15 protein-coding genes and 1 pseudogene are annotated in these 16,978 nt (G+C 59.4%); 6 read left to right on the top strand and 10 right to left on the bottom strand.

Annotation, left to right across the window (positions count from 1 at the left end):
* Positions 1-78: 78 nt before the first annotated feature.
* The 3 genes from AC1DYC_RS15680 to AC1DYC_RS15670 all read left to right on the top strand — a co-directional run bounded on the left by AC1DYC_RS15680 (position 79) and on the right by AC1DYC_RS15670 (position 2,239).
* On the top strand, positions 79-285 hold the full coding sequence (locus AC1DYC_RS15680) for a helix-turn-helix transcriptional regulator (protein ID WP_477407630.1): 207 nt from the start codon (positions 79-81) through the stop codon (positions 283-285).
* A gap of 63 nt (positions 286-348) precedes the next feature.
* On the top strand, positions 349-609 hold the full coding sequence (locus tag AC1DYC_RS15675) for a hypothetical protein (protein WP_477407628.1): 261 nt from the start codon (positions 349-351) through the stop codon (positions 607-609).
* Positions 590-2,239: a DUF3987 domain-containing protein gene (locus AC1DYC_RS15670; protein WP_477407626.1), complete on the top strand. Its 1,650-nt coding sequence runs from the start codon at positions 590-592 to the stop codon at positions 2,237-2,239. The genes AC1DYC_RS15675 and AC1DYC_RS15670 overlap by 20 nt, the downstream gene beginning before the upstream one ends.
* Positions 2,240-2,864: 625 nt before the next feature.
* On the opposite strand, the gene AC1DYC_RS15665 is transcribed toward AC1DYC_RS15670, so the two are convergent.
* Together AC1DYC_RS15665 and AC1DYC_RS15660 are read right to left on the bottom strand one after the other, a co-directional pair.
* Entirely contained in the window at positions 2,865-3,320 is a 456-nt protein-coding gene (locus AC1DYC_RS15665; protein WP_477310604.1) for a phasin, read from the bottom strand.
* Positions 3,321-4,599: 1,279 nt separating this feature from the next.
* The gene (locus AC1DYC_RS15660; RefSeq protein WP_477339835.1) at positions 4,600-4,791 is read right to left on the bottom strand and encodes a hypothetical protein; all 192 of its coding nucleotides are present in this window, start codon (positions 4,789-4,791) and stop codon (positions 4,600-4,602) included.
* 811 nt (positions 4,792-5,602) lie between these two features.
* Between AC1DYC_RS15660 and AC1DYC_RS15655 the strand changes: the two genes are divergently transcribed.
* The gene (locus tag AC1DYC_RS15655; RefSeq protein ID WP_477407624.1) at positions 5,603-6,748 is read left to right on the top strand and encodes an extracellular catalytic domain type 1 short-chain-length polyhydroxyalkanoate depolymerase; all 1,146 of its coding nucleotides are present in this window, start codon (positions 5,603-5,605) and stop codon (positions 6,746-6,748) included.
* 39 nt (positions 6,749-6,787) lie between these two features.
* Here AC1DYC_RS15655 and AC1DYC_RS15650 read toward each other — a convergent pair whose 3' ends face one another.
* The 5 genes and pseudogenes from AC1DYC_RS15650 to AC1DYC_RS15630 form a co-directional block, all read right to left on the bottom strand.
* Entirely contained in the window at positions 6,788-7,006 is a 219-nt protein-coding gene (locus AC1DYC_RS15650) for a hypothetical protein (protein ID WP_477407622.1), read from the bottom strand.
* 39 nt (positions 7,007-7,045) lie between these two features.
* Positions 7,046-9,157, bottom strand: coding sequence for a catalase (gene katE / locus AC1DYC_RS15645; protein ID WP_477407620.1), 2,112 nt, complete (start codon positions 9,155-9,157; stop codon positions 7,046-7,048).
* A gap of 87 nt (positions 9,158-9,244) precedes the next feature.
* Positions 9,245-9,850 carry a hypothetical protein gene (locus tag AC1DYC_RS15640; protein ID WP_477407618.1) on the bottom strand — a complete coding sequence of 202 codons (606 nt, stop codon included), beginning with the start codon at positions 9,848-9,850 and terminating at the stop codon, positions 9,245-9,247.
* Positions 9,851-9,883: 33 nt separating this feature from the next.
* Positions 9,884-10,633, bottom strand: coding sequence for a DUF4142 domain-containing protein (locus AC1DYC_RS15635; RefSeq protein WP_477407616.1), 750 nt, complete (start codon positions 10,631-10,633; stop codon positions 9,884-9,886).
* Between the two features lie 286 nt (positions 10,634-10,919).
* A pseudogene (locus AC1DYC_RS15630) lies at positions 10,920-11,072 on the bottom strand (DUF982 domain-containing protein); the annotation flags it as partial.
* Here AC1DYC_RS15630 and AC1DYC_RS15625 point away from each other — a divergent pair.
* Positions 11,071-11,322: a response regulator gene (locus AC1DYC_RS15625; protein ID WP_477407615.1), complete on the top strand. Its 252-nt coding sequence runs from the start codon at positions 11,071-11,073 to the stop codon at positions 11,320-11,322. The pseudogene AC1DYC_RS15630 and the gene AC1DYC_RS15625 sit on opposite strands and share 2 nt — an antisense overlap.
* A 137-nt stretch (positions 11,323-11,459) precedes the next feature.
* The gene (locus tag AC1DYC_RS15620) at positions 11,460-12,860 is read left to right on the top strand and encodes a phospholipase D family protein (RefSeq protein ID WP_477407613.1); all 1,401 of its coding nucleotides are present in this window, start codon (positions 11,460-11,462) and stop codon (positions 12,858-12,860) included.
* Between the two features lie 62 nt (positions 12,861-12,922).
* Here the strand turns inward: AC1DYC_RS15620 and AC1DYC_RS15615 are convergent, their stop codons facing one another.
* The 3 genes from AC1DYC_RS15615 to AC1DYC_RS15605 form a co-directional block, all read right to left on the bottom strand.
* The gene (locus tag AC1DYC_RS15615; RefSeq protein WP_477407611.1) at positions 12,923-13,900 is read right to left on the bottom strand and encodes an SDR family oxidoreductase; all 978 of its coding nucleotides are present in this window, start codon (positions 13,898-13,900) and stop codon (positions 12,923-12,925) included.
* Between the two features lie 225 nt (positions 13,901-14,125).
* On the bottom strand, positions 14,126-16,096 hold the full coding sequence (locus AC1DYC_RS15610; RefSeq protein ID WP_477407609.1) for a sensor histidine kinase: 1,971 nt from the start codon (positions 16,094-16,096) through the stop codon (positions 14,126-14,128).
* Between the two features lie 123 nt (positions 16,097-16,219).
* Positions 16,220-16,597 carry a response regulator gene (locus AC1DYC_RS15605; RefSeq protein WP_477373326.1) on the bottom strand — a complete coding sequence of 126 codons (378 nt, stop codon included), beginning with the start codon at positions 16,595-16,597 and terminating at the stop codon, positions 16,220-16,222.
* Between the last annotated feature and the right edge of the window lie 381 nt (positions 16,598-16,978).

The following is a 16,978-nucleotide window of genomic DNA, read 5'->3' as shown; positions in this document are numbered from 1 at the left end:
TCATTGTTGTTAGCTTTTGAACGCGCGCTTTGGCGTGCGCAATTTCCGCGCTTATCAGCGTCGGAGTAGGGGAGAATTATGCAACATTCAAACGACAATGTACCACGCTTGATGGCACCCAAGGAGGCGGCTCTGGCAACAAGCCTTTCGCGACCACTTTTGAGTTTGATGGCTGACGAGGGCCAATTTCCAAAGGCAGTCAGGCTTGGCGAGCGGCGTGTTGCATATGTGCGGGCCGAGGTGGATGCGTGGATCGATGCCCGCATCGCGGCGAGGGCGGCTTAGCGTACTCCTACAAAAACCCACCGCGGAGCCAACTGCGGTTCTCCAAATCAGGAACAACCCAACTTGCAAATCCTCAGTATCAGACCGGTTCCGCCAGGCGGCGCCGGCAAGACAATTGCGCGCTTCGATATCGCCATCGATGATCACATCAAGCTCTTCGAACTTAAGCTAATCAGGCGATCTGACGGCAGCAATTACGCCTTCGGCCCGAACACGGGTGGCGCTCGAGTGATGAGCTTTTCACCAGCATTTTCTGAAGAAATCGCAAGCGCCGCGTCGGCCGCACTGAAGGGCGTATCCGCCAATGACCGCATCAGCATCTGAAGGGCAGCACGACTTTTATATCGGCCACGCCATTACTCACGGGAAATTCGGCGCCGGCACGGTCACCGACATAGACGGCGAGAAGCTTACTGTGAAGTTTGCGCAGGTCGGCGAAAAGCGAATCCTCGCCAGCTTTCTATCGCTAGAGGTCCGGCCACCAGCGGCCGACAACGACAACGAACCTGTAGACCTTTGGGCAGAAAGCGCCCATCCGTCGCTACCATCCGGACTACTCCCGCAGATTATCGAGGAGTTTGCCCGCAAGCGAGCCGAGCAGATGGGGGTTGACCCTGGCGGAATGGCCGTTACGGCGCTTGCCGTCTGCGCTGCAGCCATCACCGACGATATCAAGCTTCGCGTTAAGGTGCATGACGATTGGACCGAGTCTGCGCGCCTGTGGGCGGTAATTGTCGGCGGGCCAAGCGCCAAGAAGACACCTGCAATCAACGCCGTTGCAGGGCCACTACGCGCTATCGATGACGGATATCAGCGTCAGCATCGTGATGCCATGCAGGCATGGGAGGCGCTCGATAAAAAGGCGAAAGAGACCACACCAAAGCCGATTGCGAAGCGTATCCGCATTATGGACGCCTCGCCGGAAAAGGTGGGAGAAATCCTAAAAGACAATCCCGGTGGCCTACTTCTCGATCGCGACGAGCTGACGGGTTGGTTTGGCGCGATGGAGAAATACTCTTCGGCCAAGGGCGCTGGTGCCGACCGCGCACTCTGGTTGCAAGCATTCAATGGCGGCAGTTACGCCGTCGACCGTATATCGCGCGGCAGCATCTGGGTTCCCAACCTATCTGTCTCGATGATTGGCGGCATTCAGCCAGGGCCGCTTCGCTCAATCGTCCAAGGCAAAGATGACGATGGGTTAATCCAGCGCTTTACGCCCGTCATCGTTGGACAATCCGGAGACGGCCGCGACGAGGCGGTAGGGCCTATAGTGCCGATGTACGCAGCGCTCATTGATAGATTGCATGCGCTGCGCCCACCTACGGGCAAGGCGGTACCCGTGGAACGGCAGTTGCGATTTGACGAAGGTGGTCAAGCAATCTTCATGGATGTTTGCAGGACGAACGGCGCGCTCCAGCGGGGTTGGGAAACCGTCAATGCGAAGCTGGCAATGCACTTCGGAAAATATGACGGCTTGTTCGCGCGCCTCTGTGTCTTGTGGCACTGCATTGAAACGGCCGGCAGTGAATTGCCCGAACGCATAACGGAAGACACGGCCAGGCGGGTTGCCGCGTTCCTTCATGGGTATCTGCTGCAGCACGCGCTTGCGTTTTATCGCGACGTTGTCGGTCTGGCCGATGACCAAGACATGGTGCTTGCCGTCGCAAACTGGATCCTCGCGCGCGACGTGAAAACCGTCACTGTAAGTGAGGCTCGCCGTGGTGATCGCGTACGCAGCAGCATGGATGAAGGACGCGCCGCGCAGGTTCTTTCGCGGCTTGACGCGCTTGGCTGGCTTAAGCCATTGCCGCTGGATCGTAACCAGAAATCGCCACGCTACAATGTAAATCCGCTGGTGCATCGACTGTTCGAAGAGCAGGCCAAAAAAGAGGCCCTCCGGCGCGCAGAAATCCGAACACTCATCGCAGAGACTACAACCGTAAAGGGAGTTTAGTAGAGGACTACAACATTGCAGCACTTTGTCCTTGCGCGCGTGGAAACAGAATCAAAAAAACCCTCTCTCTTAAATAAAAAGAAGTCAGTCGGTCTCTCGTGCGTACCCAAGGACAAAGTGCTGCACAAAAAATCGGACAACAACAAAGAAACGAGGAGAACACTCGATGAAAGCACAGCATGAGCAGCAACGTAATTTCGATCGCGCCATTCGAGGCCACGTACCCAGTCAGGCAAATGAGCGGCGAGACAAACTGGTACCCGTGCCAGGTCATCGGCGTACTTCACGATGGAGCGTACGATGAAGGCCGCTTCGTCATGATCTTGGAAGGCGATGACGGCCAAATGTACACCAGTTCGGTGCCGTCAGTTCGGCGGGTGGACGAATAATGGGAGGCGCCAGTGGCTACAGCAAGAACAGTCGAGACCAACGGCGAGACCGTCCAAATTCGCCGCATCAGTCTGGGCGGAACTCTGGAAGATCCGACCTGACAGGAAGCCAGCGAATGACAATCAGCGGATGGCGGAGGATAGCAGCCAAGCGTAGGTAGCCACCACGGCTCTCCGAAGTACTGAAGAGCCGTGGCTACCCGCCCCCGCCTGCTATCCGCCGCACCAAGAAAAAGCTAGGCTACCTTTATTTCCTTCATCGCCTTCTCGAAGGCGGTCTTCATCGGCTTGGACACGTCCTCGAAAGCCTTGGTCGTGGCGGCCTGGAAGTCCTTGGCCTGCTCGACAGCGCTTTCAATCTGCTTGCGAACGAAGGCGGTCTGCAGTTCGGCAAATTCGGAGGGCGACTTGACGGCAATTAGGGCTTCGAAATGCGCGAAGGCCGAGTTGGCGTTGGCGCGCAGAGCCTGGATGGTCTTGAGCGACAGGTCACCGGAAACGGTCTTGGCGGTCTGGAAGCTCGACTCGAGAGCCTTCTGGGTCGTCTCGGATCCCGTCTTGAATTTGGCGAGAACTTCTTTCGACTGCTCGACCCCCTTTTCTGCAAAGGCACTGACCTGGTCGATAGCCTTGGATGCATCAAAAGCGGCGTTGTCGATAAATTCGACAGTCTTTTCAGTGGTCTTGGACATCGTTTCCATCCTTTGTTTGGGCGTGGCTTTTAAAAAGCTTCGCATTTGTATTAGCATTACCTAACGGAAGTTTGCGTGCATTGCAACATTTTTGTTGCGCTGCAGCATGATTTATTAACCAACCCGTCCCGCACATTGCGGGAACGGACTGCCCGGCCTGGCCGGTTTCTCGATCTGGGATGACCACCCATCCAACGGGGTCTAGGTATGGCCAGTGGTTACCCGCTTAGACCGCTTCGGGGCTTACCTTGGCTAAACCTGTATAGAAAAACATTTAGCGGTGGGAAGAAATGCAAACCGCCAGGGATCTAGCCCGATCATCAACGACGGACGCGGTCACGGATTCCGCAAAACCCTACCGGCAAGCGCCTCAGTTGGGTTGAATTCTACGCACTGCGGCCGGACTTGCGGCCGGACAACGACAACGAACGGAGGTGTACGGCCGGCAGGTCCGAAGTCGTTCGGCGGAATGACACGTGGGCCAGTCGTGTCGTGGCCTTGGTTTTCCAGATCGGCACGAGGTGCCAATGGCTCCTGCTCAAGCTCGAGTACGGATCCGGCTGGCGTCCTCGCCGATCGAAGTGGACGGCTAGGCCCGCATCAACCGCAGCCAATACAGCGCACCGCTCGATCTGATCGTCCGACATCTCGCAATCGGGAACCTTGTCTCGCACCGACTGAACTGCCGCAAAGGTTGAAATGATGTGTCCGGGAACAGAGCAGTCGATACATCCAGCGATAGCGTCGGTGACGTCATCGGGAACAAGATGGTTAAATTGGCGAGAGTTGGTTGTGGTGGAAGCTACGATCCGCTCTAGCATTTCGCCTTCTGAAAGCCCCAGTCGACGCTGGTGCCTGGAAATAAAATTAGCAAGGGCTAATAGACGAAGCGAGACGTTATGCACCGTTTTCTAGGGGGCGGGGGGGCCGATCGCCACCAGGCCACGATCCGAAACTACCCGTATGACTCTCACCCGGATTTTTTTGATTAGTTCTGATTTTTCTGCTGTCCCGCACATTGCGGAAACGGACTGCCGGCCAGGCCGGTTTCTCGATCTGGGATGACCACCCACCCAACGGGGTCTAGGTAGCGCCAGTGGTTACCCGCTTAGACCGCCTCGGGAGTTAGTCTTGCAAAACCGTAACAATTTCGATTTTTGTGGGATTTTCTTCCGGCAGCACGCGCTAGCACGGCCGCCCCGAGCCCATCAGGCGTCGTGCGGAAGGCGGTGCGTTTGGTGCAGGCTGCGCACAGGGGCGTGGGACCGGTAGCCCGCCGTTATTCCGTCTTTGGTGGCACTTCGTTCGTTATAGTTTGAGTATCCGCAGCCTTCGACATATCGGCCTTCTCGACGCTCGCTGTTTTCTGCGTGTCGACGGATGCCTGTACCTTCTCGTGATATGGGCAATCGGCATAGGCGGCGGATACGCACAGGCCTAACGCTGTGGCTATTGCGAGGAATGTTTTCATCGTCATCTCCTCAATCGTTGAAGACGCAGCGTAAGCCCGCTGGCACCGATCGTAAAATCACATTTGCCACCGGGGGGCGTCTCAAGACCTGTGCCAGTCGACTCCGGATACCGCCCGCATCCTCAAACGCGTTATGCCGCAGGTTTTCATATTATTTTTTGGAGCGGTAGGGGCGGGTCAACTCCCTACCGCTCTTTCATGCCGTACCGCCCTAGCAACGATAGCGCTATTACAGAAAAACCTGCCAGGACTCGCGCGCCCGCACGTGCACCGCGCGCGAGAGGTCAACTTTTGAATTGCGGAAATGCGTACTCTGGGGCGGTAAGCGATTTGGAAGACTATGAGGATGTGACCGCCCCCCGGTAGGGGCATCTCGATCTCCGGGGGTCGACTCCGCGTTGACCGGTCCGGCCCCAACGCGCACATTTTTCCAAATGAAAATATGGGTCGGCGACCGCCCGCGGCGGTTCAGGATTTTTGAAGTGAATCTTTCAGGACTCGCTGGTGGCGCCGACGATTTTCACGCCTCACGCCACTGACCCAACCTTCACGAAGCCCTTCCATACGGCACGTGGCGCAACCATTTGCTCATCCGTTTCCAGTCAGAGCAAAAGAATTGCCGTTGAAATCGTCCCCCAGGGTGGTGTCGCTACCATGTCTCTCTCGGGCACGCAGGAGATCATGTTCCTCCATCAAACTCAGGATGCGGTGAAGCTGCGATCGGAGCTTGTTATTGTGCAGTGCAGCAACGATATTGCTGCAAGTGCGTTGTGCACGATATCTGCCATTCCCGCGCGCAAGGATGCCAATTTTGCGAAATATATCCGATACCATCGCCCGGCTGAGCGCGATGCGCGGCCGGCCAATAGGCTCCGGGCAGAGCAAGGGCGATCATCTCTCAGACATGACAGGCTTCGGCTCCAATCCCGGCGCCTTGCGGGCGCGGCTTTATCTTCCGGCGAATCTTCCACAACAGGCGGCGCTGGTCGTCGTGCTGCATGGGTGTACCCAGACTGCCGCCGGCTACGACCATGGCTCCGGCTGGACCGAGCTTGCCGCCGAGCAGGGTTTTGCGGTACTTTTCCCAGAACAGCAGCGCGCCAACAACGCCAATCTGTGCTTCAACTGGTTTGTATCAGGCGATATCAGCCGCGACAGCGGCGAAGCGGCGTCTATCCGCCAGATGATCGAGGCGGCTGTCGTCACGCATGGTCTCGACCGCACTCGAATCTTCGTCACCGGCCTGTCCGCCGGAGGCGCCATGGCAGCGGCGATGCTGGCGGCTTACCCCGAAGTGTTTGCTGGCGGCGCGATCATTGCCGGGCTTGCCTATGGCAGCGCCTCGACCATCCCCGAAGCTTTTGATCGCATGCGTGGCCATGGCGGCCCGTCCAGGGCCGAGCTGCAGCGCCTGTTGCGGCAGGCCTCGCTGCACAAGGGTCCGTGGCCGAGGATTTCGATCTGGCAGGGCTCGGCCGACAGCACCGTCGTGCCTTCCAATGCCGACGCGGTGCTGGCGCAATGGCAGAGCGTGCACGGCGTCGGCGAGAGGCCGGCCCGGACGGAAAAGGTCGACGGTCAGACGCGCAAAGTCTGGTCCGATGACCAGGGCCAGGACGTGCTCGAGGCATACACAATCGCCGGCATGGGCCATGGTACGCCGCTGAAGACGAGCGGCGACGATGGCCTCGGCAAAGCAGGGCCATTCATGCTGGATGTCGGGATTTCCTCGACCCGCCACATCGCCCGCTTCTGGGAGCTCACCAAACCGGTCGTGCGACGCACTGCGAAAGTCGAGGCCGCTTCAGGCGCCGCGTTGCAGCCTTTTGCGCCGAAGGAAAAACCACGCGCGGTCCGTGTCGATCCCACCCCGGACCCTGCCAACGCACGCGGCACGGCCGGCGGGATTGGCAAGGTCATCGAGGACGCGCTGCGCGCAGCAGGGTTGATGCGCTAGCGCTTGGCGGCAGGCGAGCTCTCTGCTCGCACGCCACGCTCATTCCTTGCGGGCAGGGGCCGGCGACGGGACAGGCTCTTCAGCCTCGACACTGTTGTCGTTCACCCGCAGCGCATTGCCCTCCGCCTTGGCCGGTTCGGCATCGGTGCGCGGTTTCGTCGGCGCCGGCGAGGACGTCTCGTCGCGCTCGCCCGCGCTGTTGTCGTTGACCCGCAACGCCTTGCCTGTGACTTTCGTCCGGTCGCTGTCATCGTTCATGTCGAACTCCTAGTTTGTGCTGTCTGGGACAATGCGCGGCTACGCCATCTTCACCTTCGGCTCGCGCGCCCATAGGCGCAGGGCGCCAAGGGCTGACAGGAAACCGGCGACATCCTTGGGCCCGGACAGCGCAACGCAGCCCTCGTCGAGGCTGTCGGCAATTCCTGCCTTGTCGAGAAGCGGCAGGGCCGCCTCGACATAACCGATGAACTTGCAGTGGGCGAAAGCGTCGGCGACGAAATCGCGTGCCGTGGATTCCTTGACCAGATCGGCCATCGCCGCCTTGGCGGGCAGCAAGGCGACCGCGTCGTAGAACACCGACGGGCCGCCGCCGATCATTTGCTGCGCCTCGATCAGGCTGCCGTCGCTGGCCCTGGCGCCGCCGACCTTGGGAGCGATGATTTCGAACACCGCCCCGGCCTTGGTCAATGCAGCGGTCAGCGCCTTGAGCAGTGCGGCATCGGTGCCGTCGGTCACCAATATGCCGAGCTTGCGGCCTTCGAAACGATTGGGGCCGTTGGCGATGATGCTGAGCGAAGGTGCGGCGGCCAGATCCTGCCTGGTGGCAATGGCCGCATCGGCCGGTTTCGGCATCGCCTTCAGGCCAAGCCCGTCGCCGACCTTGCCCGCCAACCCTTCGTCGATGTTGAGCAGGTGGGACACCATGCGTTCGCGAATGACAGGGGTCTGTACCTTGCTGAGCTCGAAGGTCAGCGCGGCCGCGATATGGCCTTGCTCGGGCGGCGTCTGGCTGATGTAGAACTGCCGCGCCTGGCTGTAATGGTCGGCGAAGCTTTCAGCGCGGATGCGCTGCTTCGGTCCTTGCTCGGTTTCGGCGAACGAGCGGAAGCCGCGCTGCGGCGATTCCCTTGGGCCTTCGCCGAAGGAGTTCGGTTGGTAGTTCACCCGGCCGGTTGGATTGCGCATGGCCATATGGCCGTCCTGCTGGAAATTGTGGAACGGGCATTTCGGCGCGTTGATCGGGATATGGGTAAAATTGGTGCTGCCCAGCCGCTTTATCTGCGTGTCGAGGTAGGAAAAATTCCGCCCCTGCAGCAGCGGGTCGTTGGAGAAGTCGATGCCGGGCGGAACGTTCTGCGTCATGAACGCGACCTGTTCGGTCTCGGCGAAAAAATTGTCGGGCATGCGGTCGAGCACCAGACGGCCGACCGGGATCGGCGGCAGGATTTCTTCGGGGATGAGCTTGGTGGCGTCGAGCACGTCGAAATCGAAACTGTCGGCAAAGTCCTGGTCGAACAATTGCAGCTGCAGTTCCCATTCCGGGAACGCGCCGGCCTTGATCGAGTCCCAGAGATCGCGGCGATGGAAATCGGGATCGGCGCCATTGATCTTCACCGCCTCGTTCCAGGCCACCGACTGCAGGCCGAGCTTGGGCTTCCAGTGGAATTTGACGAAGGTGGATTCATCCCTGGCGTTGAGCATGCGGAAGGTGTGGACGCCAAAGCCTTCCATGAAGCGCAGCGATCGCGGGATCGCGCGGTCCGACATCACCCACATGATCATGTGCATGGACTCAGGCGTCAGCGAGATGAAGTCCCAGAAATTGTCATGCGCCGATTGCGCCTGCGGGAAGCCGCGATCCGGCTCCTCCTTCACCGAATGGACGAGGTCGGGAAACTTGATCGCGTCCTGGATGAAGAACACCGGGATGTTGTTGCCGACAATGTCCCAGTTCCCCTCCTGCGTGTAGAGCTTGACCGCGAAGCCGCGCACGTCACGCGCCAGATCGGCCGAGCCCTTGTTGCCTGCGACGGTAGAGAAGCGCACGAAAGCCGGCGTCTTTTCGCCGGCGCGCTGGAAGATGTCTGCGCGTGTGTATTTGGCGAGAGACTCATAGGTCTCGAAATAGCCGTGCGCGCCGTAGCCGCGCGCATGCACGACCCGCTCGGGAATCCGCTCATGGTCGAAGTGGAAAATCTTCTCGCGGAAATGGAAGTCCTCCAGAACGGTTGGCCCGCGGGCGCCGATCTTCAGGGAATTCTGGTCGTCCGAGACAGGTCCACCCTGGGCGGTGGTGAGGACGGGAACGTCGCCCTCAGCAATCTGATGCAACTCGCCCCCTTCGCCTCGGACCAGCTTCTGATCGTGGATGACAGCCTGATTGCTGACGCGGCTTGGAGATTTGGACATGGACGGGTTCCTTGGGTAGCGAGTGCACGCATTCCTGGGTGGTCGACAAATGAAGCCCCGCCGCCTTTCGGCGACGGGGCTCGATGATCAGAGCGGGCTGGCGTTACGCACTCTGTCGCGCTCCGCCTCGATGTCGGTGTAAGGGTCGGCCCTGGGATCGAAACCGGTCCAGCCATCGGCTTCGTAGGCGCGTCGGCGGTCTTGCAGATCGACCGAGTTGGACTGGCCGAGGATACGCTCGGCCTCGCCGGCGAGTTCGTCGCTGACCCTGGCGGTCACCATCGTGCCGCCGCGGCGAACGCCCTCGGCATAGACATGGGCATCCTTTTCCGGGACGCCGGACTCGGTGAGCGCGCCGACAATGCCGCCGGCAGCACCACCGACGACCGCGCCGCCAATGGCGCCGACCGCGGTGGCGGCCAGCCAACCGGCTGCGACGACCGGACCGACACCCGGAATGGCCATCAGGCCGAGCCCGGTCAACAGTCCGCCGGCGCCACCGATAACGGCGCCAACGCCGGCACCGCCGGCTGCGTCATCCGCCGCCTTGGAGGTGTCGCCATCCTCGTACCAATCGTCCGAATTGTTGGCGACGATGCTGATATCTGCATGGGGCACGCCGCTCGCCTCCAGTTCGCCAACGGCATCGGAAGCATCATCGTAATTGTCGAAAAGTCCGGTTACGGTTTTCATGATCTTGATCTCCTCGATCTGGTTTCAGTCGGTTCAGTTGGCGCCGGCAACGACGTTGCCCTGGTAGTCGAGCGCGACGGTCGTGTTCTTGCCGTCCTTGGTCGCCTGGCCGCGCCAGATGCCCTGCTCGTCCTTGGTCAGCTTCGACACATCGGAGTAGCCGGCATCCTGGATGCGGCTCTTGGCCTGGTCCTCGGTGAAGGAGTTGGCGCCGGGAACGGGAGCGGCCGGGTTGGCGGTGTCGGTCGTGGTCACGGCAGGGGTTGTCGAGCTCGTTGCTGCCGCAGCGTCGCCAGTGGCGGCGATCTTCTCGATCATCTCCTGATGCATCTTGAGCGTTGGCAAGGTCTCGGAGGCGAAGGTCTTCAGCTGCGCGTTGTCGCCGTCCTTGGCATAGCTCTCGAACAGGGTGACCGCCTCCGAATGCGCATCGCGCTGCAACTGGACATACGGCTCGTCGACGGCGTCCTTGGCATTCTGCAGCGAGTCGAGATCGGCCTTGTGCTTGGCGTCCAGTTCCTTGGGTACCGTCAGCTTTTGCTCGCCGGCAATGGTCTGAAGCTTGGCGTTGGCCGCGCCATGATCGTCGATCATCTTCTGCGCAAAATCCTTGACGGCCTGGTCCTGCACCTTGCCTTCGGCGATCTTGCTGGAATCGACTTCGAACATGCCACCGACGGCGGCCTTGTCGACAAAATCCTGCGCGCTGTCGGCAGCGAAAGCGGGCAAGGCGAAGGTCATGGCAGTAGCCGCGGCCAGAGCCAGAAGCATACGGTTTTTCATGGATAGGATCCTCGTTAGGCACACATCGTGCTGAGGAGCTAACAAGTGCCGGAGGGCTTTGTTCCGGCGCGCAACTGATTATACGGGCGAATCGGTTTTTGCCTTCCCGGAAGCGGTCCGTCTCCCGGCAGCAGGCTTTCTGCGTACCGGGACCGTCAGGTCCGCAGGTCACATCGTCCAACATCCTGAGTGCAGAACTTTTGTTTGTCGGTTGCAGCAGGCGCTGGTCGATCGCAGCCGCCTTGAACGCCACGAAAGCGATGGCGGAGCTACAACTCCCTTCTCTCGCGGCCGCGATCAGCCTGCAGGCATCGCGGTAAGCCGCCGCTCCCTTGTTGGGCCACTGTCCCAGGAGTGCCTTTTCGGCGTCGCAGACCGAAGAGACCAATACGGTTTGGCCATCAACCAGCCTGATTGGAAGCGGTAAGAAATTGCCCATGACCCGGGCGCTGGAAATCCTGAAGAGCGAACCGAAGCTGGATTTGCTCATCACCGATCATGCCATGCCCGGGATGACGGGCGCTGACCTGATCGACATCGTTAGAACCGAGCGCCCAGACCTTCCCGCAATTCTTGCCATGGGTTATGCCGAACTTCCGTCTGGCACACAGACAAGTGCGACCCGCCTGGCCAAGCCCTTTTTTGAAGAAGACTTGGAAAAGGCAATGGACATCGCCCTTCGGCGATGATGTCGCGCTGTCGTCAGTCATCCCACTTCAACGCACTGTCAGACGGTTGGGTATGCAACCAGAATTGCACTGACGGGTTCTTGCTATGATTTTGAGCATGGCCGGCTGCGACCGCCGTCCGAAGGTGGCCAATTTTCATGGACGTATCGGTTTCTCAAATCGCAGACGACAACATCAAGGCCGGCAAGAGCGGCTTGCTGCTTGTCTCGGACAATTATGACGCTTTCGCCGTGCGCGTGCTGGCGGCACGGAGTGCAGAGCGCACCTTAGACCTCATGTATTACCTTTGGCACGACGACCACACCGGTCGCTTGCTCTTGCAGGAGGTCCTTCGGGCCGCTGAGCGCGGAGTGCGGGTGCGCATGCTCCTTGACGACGTCAATCCGCGCAAAAACGATGCTGCTTATCTGGCGCTGAACAATCATCCAAACATCGAACTGAAGTTGTTCAATCCAAGCGGAATCAGGAGCGGCCGGATCATGCGTGGTCTGGAAGTGCTGTTGCGGCTCTTCGCACTGACACGACGTATGCACAACAAGGCTTGGATCGCCGACGACAGGTTTGCCATTGTCGGCGGTCGCAATGTTGGCGACGCTTATTTCGATGCGGCAGAGACCAATTTCCGCGACCTCGACATGCTGCTCATGGGGCCAGCAGTACAGCAAACGGCGGCGATATTTGATGCCTTCTGGGAATGCGAGGAATCCAAGCCAATCAAGACGCTTGGTTCAGCGACGGAGCATGAGCAGGTCAAACGGTTTGAAGTGAACGAGTCCGAAACCGAGTCAAAATTCTTGAACGGCATAGGGGAGCGAGGCTCTGTCGTAGAATTTATCGCGGCGAGTAACGACGTTCACTGGGTGGAAGGCGTGCGGGTCATTTCCGATCCACCAGAGAAGGTTCGTGGCTGGAGACGTCGCAGCTGGCTTATGAAAGAGCTGCGTCCCATCATTCAATCGACGCGCGAATGTCTGGAAATTGTGTCTCCCTATTTCATCCCAGGCAAAAGGGGTTCCGCGATCCTGTTGCAGCTCGTCGGTGCCGGGGTTGAGGTTTCGGTCCTGACCAATTCCCTGGCCGCCACAGATGTCGCCGCGGTCCATGGCGCCTACGCAAACTATCGCAAGCGGCTGCTAAGGAACGGCGTCAAACTTTTCGAGCTTCAACCATTCAGCCGTCAGCCGGCAATCTCGGTGTTTGGCTCAAAGGGCGCCAGTCTGCATACGAAAGCATTCACCGTTGACGACAAAACCGGCTTCGTCGGTTCCTTCAATTTCGATCCGCGGTCGGTGTCTCTAAACTCGGAAATGGGCGTGCTCTTTGAAGATGCGGGATTGGTTGCTGAGTTGCGGGATCGATTCCAGTCAGAGATATCTCCAGAAGCGAGCTACCGGCTCGAACTCAAGCACAATGTCTTGCACTGGCATGGCTGCGACGAAGGCAAGCTGCAGGACTATACGCACGAACCAGAAGCTGGATTCTTTCGCCGTATCCTTGCGGGCCTGGTCCGCCATCTTCCGGTCGAGTCTCAGCTCTAAGCTGGCAGCGCAAGATCATGACGCCGGGCTCATCCTCAAGCGCTGCAGCGGCGATTGACCGCTCAATATCCACCCACAATCGGAAGGATTTCGCCGGTGATGTAACTCGAGCATTGCGGCGAGGCCAGGAACACATAGGCCGGTGCGATCTCTTCAGGCTGCGCCGGGCGCTTCATCGGCGTCTTAGCGCCGAATTGCGAGACATCCGCCGCCTGCTTGTCGGACGGGTTGAGCGGTGTCCAGACCGGCCCCGGCGCAACCGCGTTGACGCGGATGCCCTTGGCGATCAGATTGCCCGACAGCGCGCGGGTGAAGGCGTGGATGCCGCCCTTGGTCATCGAATAGTCGACCAGCTCTTTCGAGCCATCTATGCCGGTGACCGAACCTGTGTTGACGATGGCCGAGCCCGGCTTCATGTGCGCCACTGATTCCTGGGCCATATGGAAATAGCCGTAGAGATTGGTCTTCAGCGTGGCGTCGAAATGCTCCTCGGTGAGGTCGGCGAAGTCGGCCGAATGAACCTGGAAGGCGGCGTTGTTGACCAGCACGTCGAGCTTGCCCAGTTGCGTTACTGTGCTGTCGACCGCCCGTCGGCAGAAGGCGCGGCTGCCGACATCGCCGCGCAGCGTCAGGCAGCGCCGGCCCTCGGCCTCGACCGCTTGCTTGGTCACTTCGGCATCCCTGTCTTCGCTGAGATAGACAATGGCGATGTCGGCGCCTTCGCGTGCAAACAGCACTGCCACCGCGCGGCCGATGCCGGAATCGCCGCCGGTGATGAGCGCCACCTTGCCCTCGAGTTTCTTCGAGCCCTGCCAGAACGGCGCGTCGTAGAGCGGCGGCGGTCTGACCTGCGCTTCCTCGCCCGGCTTGGGATGATGCTGCTTGGGAAAAGGCGGCTCGGGATAGAGCCGGGCGCCTGCCTGCATGGCGGCGTCAGGCTTGGCTTTCACCTTCTTGCGATCGTCGGCGTCCACCTTGCGCTGCACGCTGCGCTGCTTCCCCGTTATCTTCGACGTGTCGGTTTTCGTTTTCGTCAACATGGATTGCCTCCTTTGTTGGAGGGACAACGCATGTGGGGCAAAAAGGTTTTCGTCGGGAGCTAGTGGGACGATATCGGCAAGGCGCTATGCTTTTTTGCGGGAACCGAAGTGTATCGGCGCCGCTTCTTCCGGAACGCAACGAGCTCGACCAGATGCGATTGTATCCAAGTGATGCAAGCTTGGAACAATTAATTGCGGCGGGCGAGGGGATCCCTCGAACTGGGCTCAAGACGCGTAATCAGGCCCCCCAGGTTCTCCCAGGTCAACCTCAAAAACGCAAACGAGACCCGTCGGCTCGAACGTGATTGTAACGGTCCCTGCAGATTTTGGCCCGAGAAGCCTCTCAAGCATTCGTGTGCCGAATCCTTTGCGGTCGATTGCCGCGACAGGAGGGCCGTCCAGCTCGCGCCATTCTATTCGAACGTGCTTCCTCTGCTCTTGCCGGCTTGTTACCCAGGAGATCGAGACGGTTCCCTCCTTGCACGAAAGTGCTCCGTATTTGATTGCGTTGGTGGCCAGTTCATGGAAACCCAATGATAGGGACAACGCCAGAGCGGGGGAAAGCCAGACCTCGTCCCCTGAGATTTGCAAGCGCTCCGTATTGGCATGCGGTGAAAGTGCTGCCGCGACGACATCCTTCAGATCGGCCCCGCTCCAATTCTCTTGCGTCAGGATATCGTGTGCCTTGGCAAGAGAGACAAGCCTGCTTGAGAGCGAGCGCTCCGCCTCTGGCAAACTCGTGGCATTGCGCAGTGTTTGGCTCGCGATGGACTGAACAACTGCCAAGGTGTTTTTGACACGGTGATTGAGCTCGTTGACAAGAAGCCGGCGCTGTTCTTCGCCCTGCTTACGTGCGGTTATGTCGAGGCTGACCTGCACCGCACCGATGACCTTGCCAGAGGTGCCGCGGATCGGGCGGGCACTCGACAGAAGTGTCCGTTGAACGCCGTTCGGAAGAATATAGGAAAATTCCTGATTGTCTGTCTGCTCGCCGCGCATCGCCTTGCTGAGCGGCCGATCTTCGCGGCTCACAGTATGTCCATCCTGCAAAGCGATCGTGTCGATGACCAAATCGGTCGTACCGAAGGATTTGCGACTGTCGGTAGGCAAGCCCATGAGTTCCGCGGCGAAGCGATTGCGTATCACTTGGCGTGCTTGTGGATCATATGTGAACCAGACCGCCGCAGGAGCAGTCTCCAGGACAGCTTCCAGCTCGAACTCGCGTTCGGCAAGCGCGCGCTCTGCGGTGACAAGTGCGTCAGCGACAACTGCAAACTCTGAGACCGCGGTAGACATGGCGGTGACCGGTCGGCCTTGGCCCAACGCATCAGCGCGGCTAGCCAGATCGCGGGCCGCCTTGGCGAAGCCGTTCCCGACAACGTAGGCGAGTGCGGAAGAGATCAGCATCGCCACAAGGGCGAGCGCAGCGATCGCAGCAAGAGATCGCCAAAGGGGCGCCTGGACTACAGAGAGCGGAACATTTGCCGTGTAGAACCAGTTGGAAGCTGCGGAACGGTAGTAGCCGGCAAGCAGTGTCATGCCCTGAAAGTTTCGGGAGGTGAACGTGCCCGAGCGGCCGGCGACCTTCTCAAGATACTCTGGCAAGCCCGGCTTACCGGTCATCTCCTCGTGGAGTGTTGATCGTGCCACATAGGCGCCCTCGCGGTCGCCAACGCCGATCGTCCAACCTTCGGGCACCGCCGGCATCATGACGTCGCGAATGTGGGCGGTGGGGACCGAGACGGCGAGAAGCCATTCTTCGCCTCTGGGGCCACGCACAGGGATCGCGACGGCAATCCGATATTCTCCAGAGGCGGCATAGACGCTGCTGACGATCGGCAGTTTGGATTTGACCTTGGCGATTTCCGATGTCGACAACGCTGTGACGGGCGGCAAAGCGGCGCCGAAGGGCAACTGAGTATTGATCAACTGGTTGCGGCCCAAGTCGCGCAGCAAGATGACTCGATCCGTACCCAGCACCAGGCGAGTGGCTTCCTTGTGCAGCGTCATCAGGTCGCCCCCAGACATAGAGGATGACTTGGAAAGGCCTTCGACCACTGTGGCGAGGTTTGTAATCTCGCCTTCGACCACGAGTGAAATCTGGCGCGCGACCTGCAGTGCCTCACCCTCGAAACGCGACCGCTCGTTCAAGGCGTATTGGGCGAGGAGGTAAGCGGCAAAGAGCCAGACAGGCACAACGGCCGCCGTTATTAGGCTTAGTAGATACAATCGAGCTGACAGACGAGGCAACTTCCATCCCCACATTGTTCAGGCCGCCAACCATGCTGAGACTAGGCAAGTGCTATCTAGAAAATGAAACTATTTATCCTCGTCCTTAGAAGGGAGGGCCAAGGAAATTGCATTCGCGAGCTGGTGCGGTTCAAAGGGCTTTTGAAGTGTCGTGACTTCTTTAAAGCGCTCGTCCAGCCCACGCAGCCCGTATCCAGTGGCGAAAACGAACGGGATACCTCGCTCCTGTAAAAGCTGGGCCACAGGAAAGGATTGTTCATTTGCCAAATTGACGTCCAGGACGGCAAGATCGAAACTTTCGTCCAGGGCCATCTTTAGCGCAGCGTCAAGGCGCATAGCCGGGCCGAGAACCTCAAATCCCAGATCCGCCAGCATGTCTTCGAGCAGCATGGCGACAAGTATTTCGTCCTCAACAACGAGGACTCTGAGGCGCCGTTTGTCAGCCAAATGCCACCGCCTTCAATCCCAGGAGCAATGACATCCTAGCGGGCGGAAAGCATGACGAGAATGATCATCGGAATGACATCCGTACGACGCGACGGCAATCTAGACTCCCCCATTATACCCCTCCCACAAATTTGTTAGCGCCCGCTAATAATTCGCAGAAGAATCATTCGTTCCCTCGCAGAGTCCAGTGCAGGGTCCGCAGCGCGCGATTAGCTAGCGTCGAGTTCTTGATCCCGCTTTACGGGGCTCCCCTTTGAGGGGATCAGTTTCAATCCATTGGCGGAGAACCCGCAGACAGATCCTCCCCCGAAAATGGACGGCAAAGCTGCCCGCTAGCCATTTGATCTCTTCCTTGCGGCGGCGGGATTCTGGCCAGTAGCA

The organism is Mesorhizobium sp. P2_E7 (assembly GCF_056403855.1).
Note: the sequence above shows the minus strand (reverse complement) of the source record. Positions and strands in the feature narration are given on the sequence as shown.

Excerpts from the sequence above, each read along its gene's own strand:
- AC1DYC_RS15680 (WP_477407630.1), top strand. The coding sequence starts at position 79 with ATGCAACATTCAAACGACAATGTACCACGCTTGATGGCACCCAAGGAG.
- AC1DYC_RS15670 (WP_477407626.1), top strand. The coding sequence starts at position 590 with ATGACCGCATCAGCATCTGAAGGGCAGCACGACTTTTATATCGGCCAC.
- AC1DYC_RS15665 (WP_477310604.1), bottom strand. The coding sequence starts at position 3,320 with ATGTCCAAGACCACTGAAAAGACTGTCGAATTTATCGACAACGCCGCT.
- AC1DYC_RS15660 (WP_477339835.1), bottom strand. The coding sequence starts at position 4,791 with ATGAAAACATTCCTCGCAATAGCCACAGCGTTAGGCCTGTGCGTATCC.
- AC1DYC_RS15650 (WP_477407622.1), bottom strand. The coding sequence starts at position 7,006 with ATGAACGATGACAGCGACCGGACGAAAGTCACAGGCAAGGCGTTGCGG.
- katE (WP_477407620.1), bottom strand. The coding sequence starts at position 9,157 with ATGTCCAAATCTCCAAGCCGCGTCAGCAATCAGGCTGTCATCCACGAT.
- AC1DYC_RS15640 (WP_477407618.1), bottom strand. The coding sequence starts at position 9,850 with ATGAAAACCGTAACCGGACTTTTCGACAATTACGATGATGCTTCCGAT.
- AC1DYC_RS15635 (WP_477407616.1), bottom strand. The coding sequence starts at position 10,633 with ATGAAAAACCGTATGCTTCTGGCTCTGGCCGCGGCTACTGCCATGACC.
- AC1DYC_RS15625 (WP_477407615.1), top strand. The coding sequence starts at position 11,071 with ATGACCCGGGCGCTGGAAATCCTGAAGAGCGAACCGAAGCTGGATTTG.
- AC1DYC_RS15620 (WP_477407613.1), top strand. The coding sequence starts at position 11,460 with ATGGACGTATCGGTTTCTCAAATCGCAGACGACAACATCAAGGCCGGC.
- AC1DYC_RS15615 (WP_477407611.1), bottom strand. The coding sequence starts at position 13,900 with ATGTTGACGAAAACGAAAACCGACACGTCGAAGATAACGGGGAAGCAG.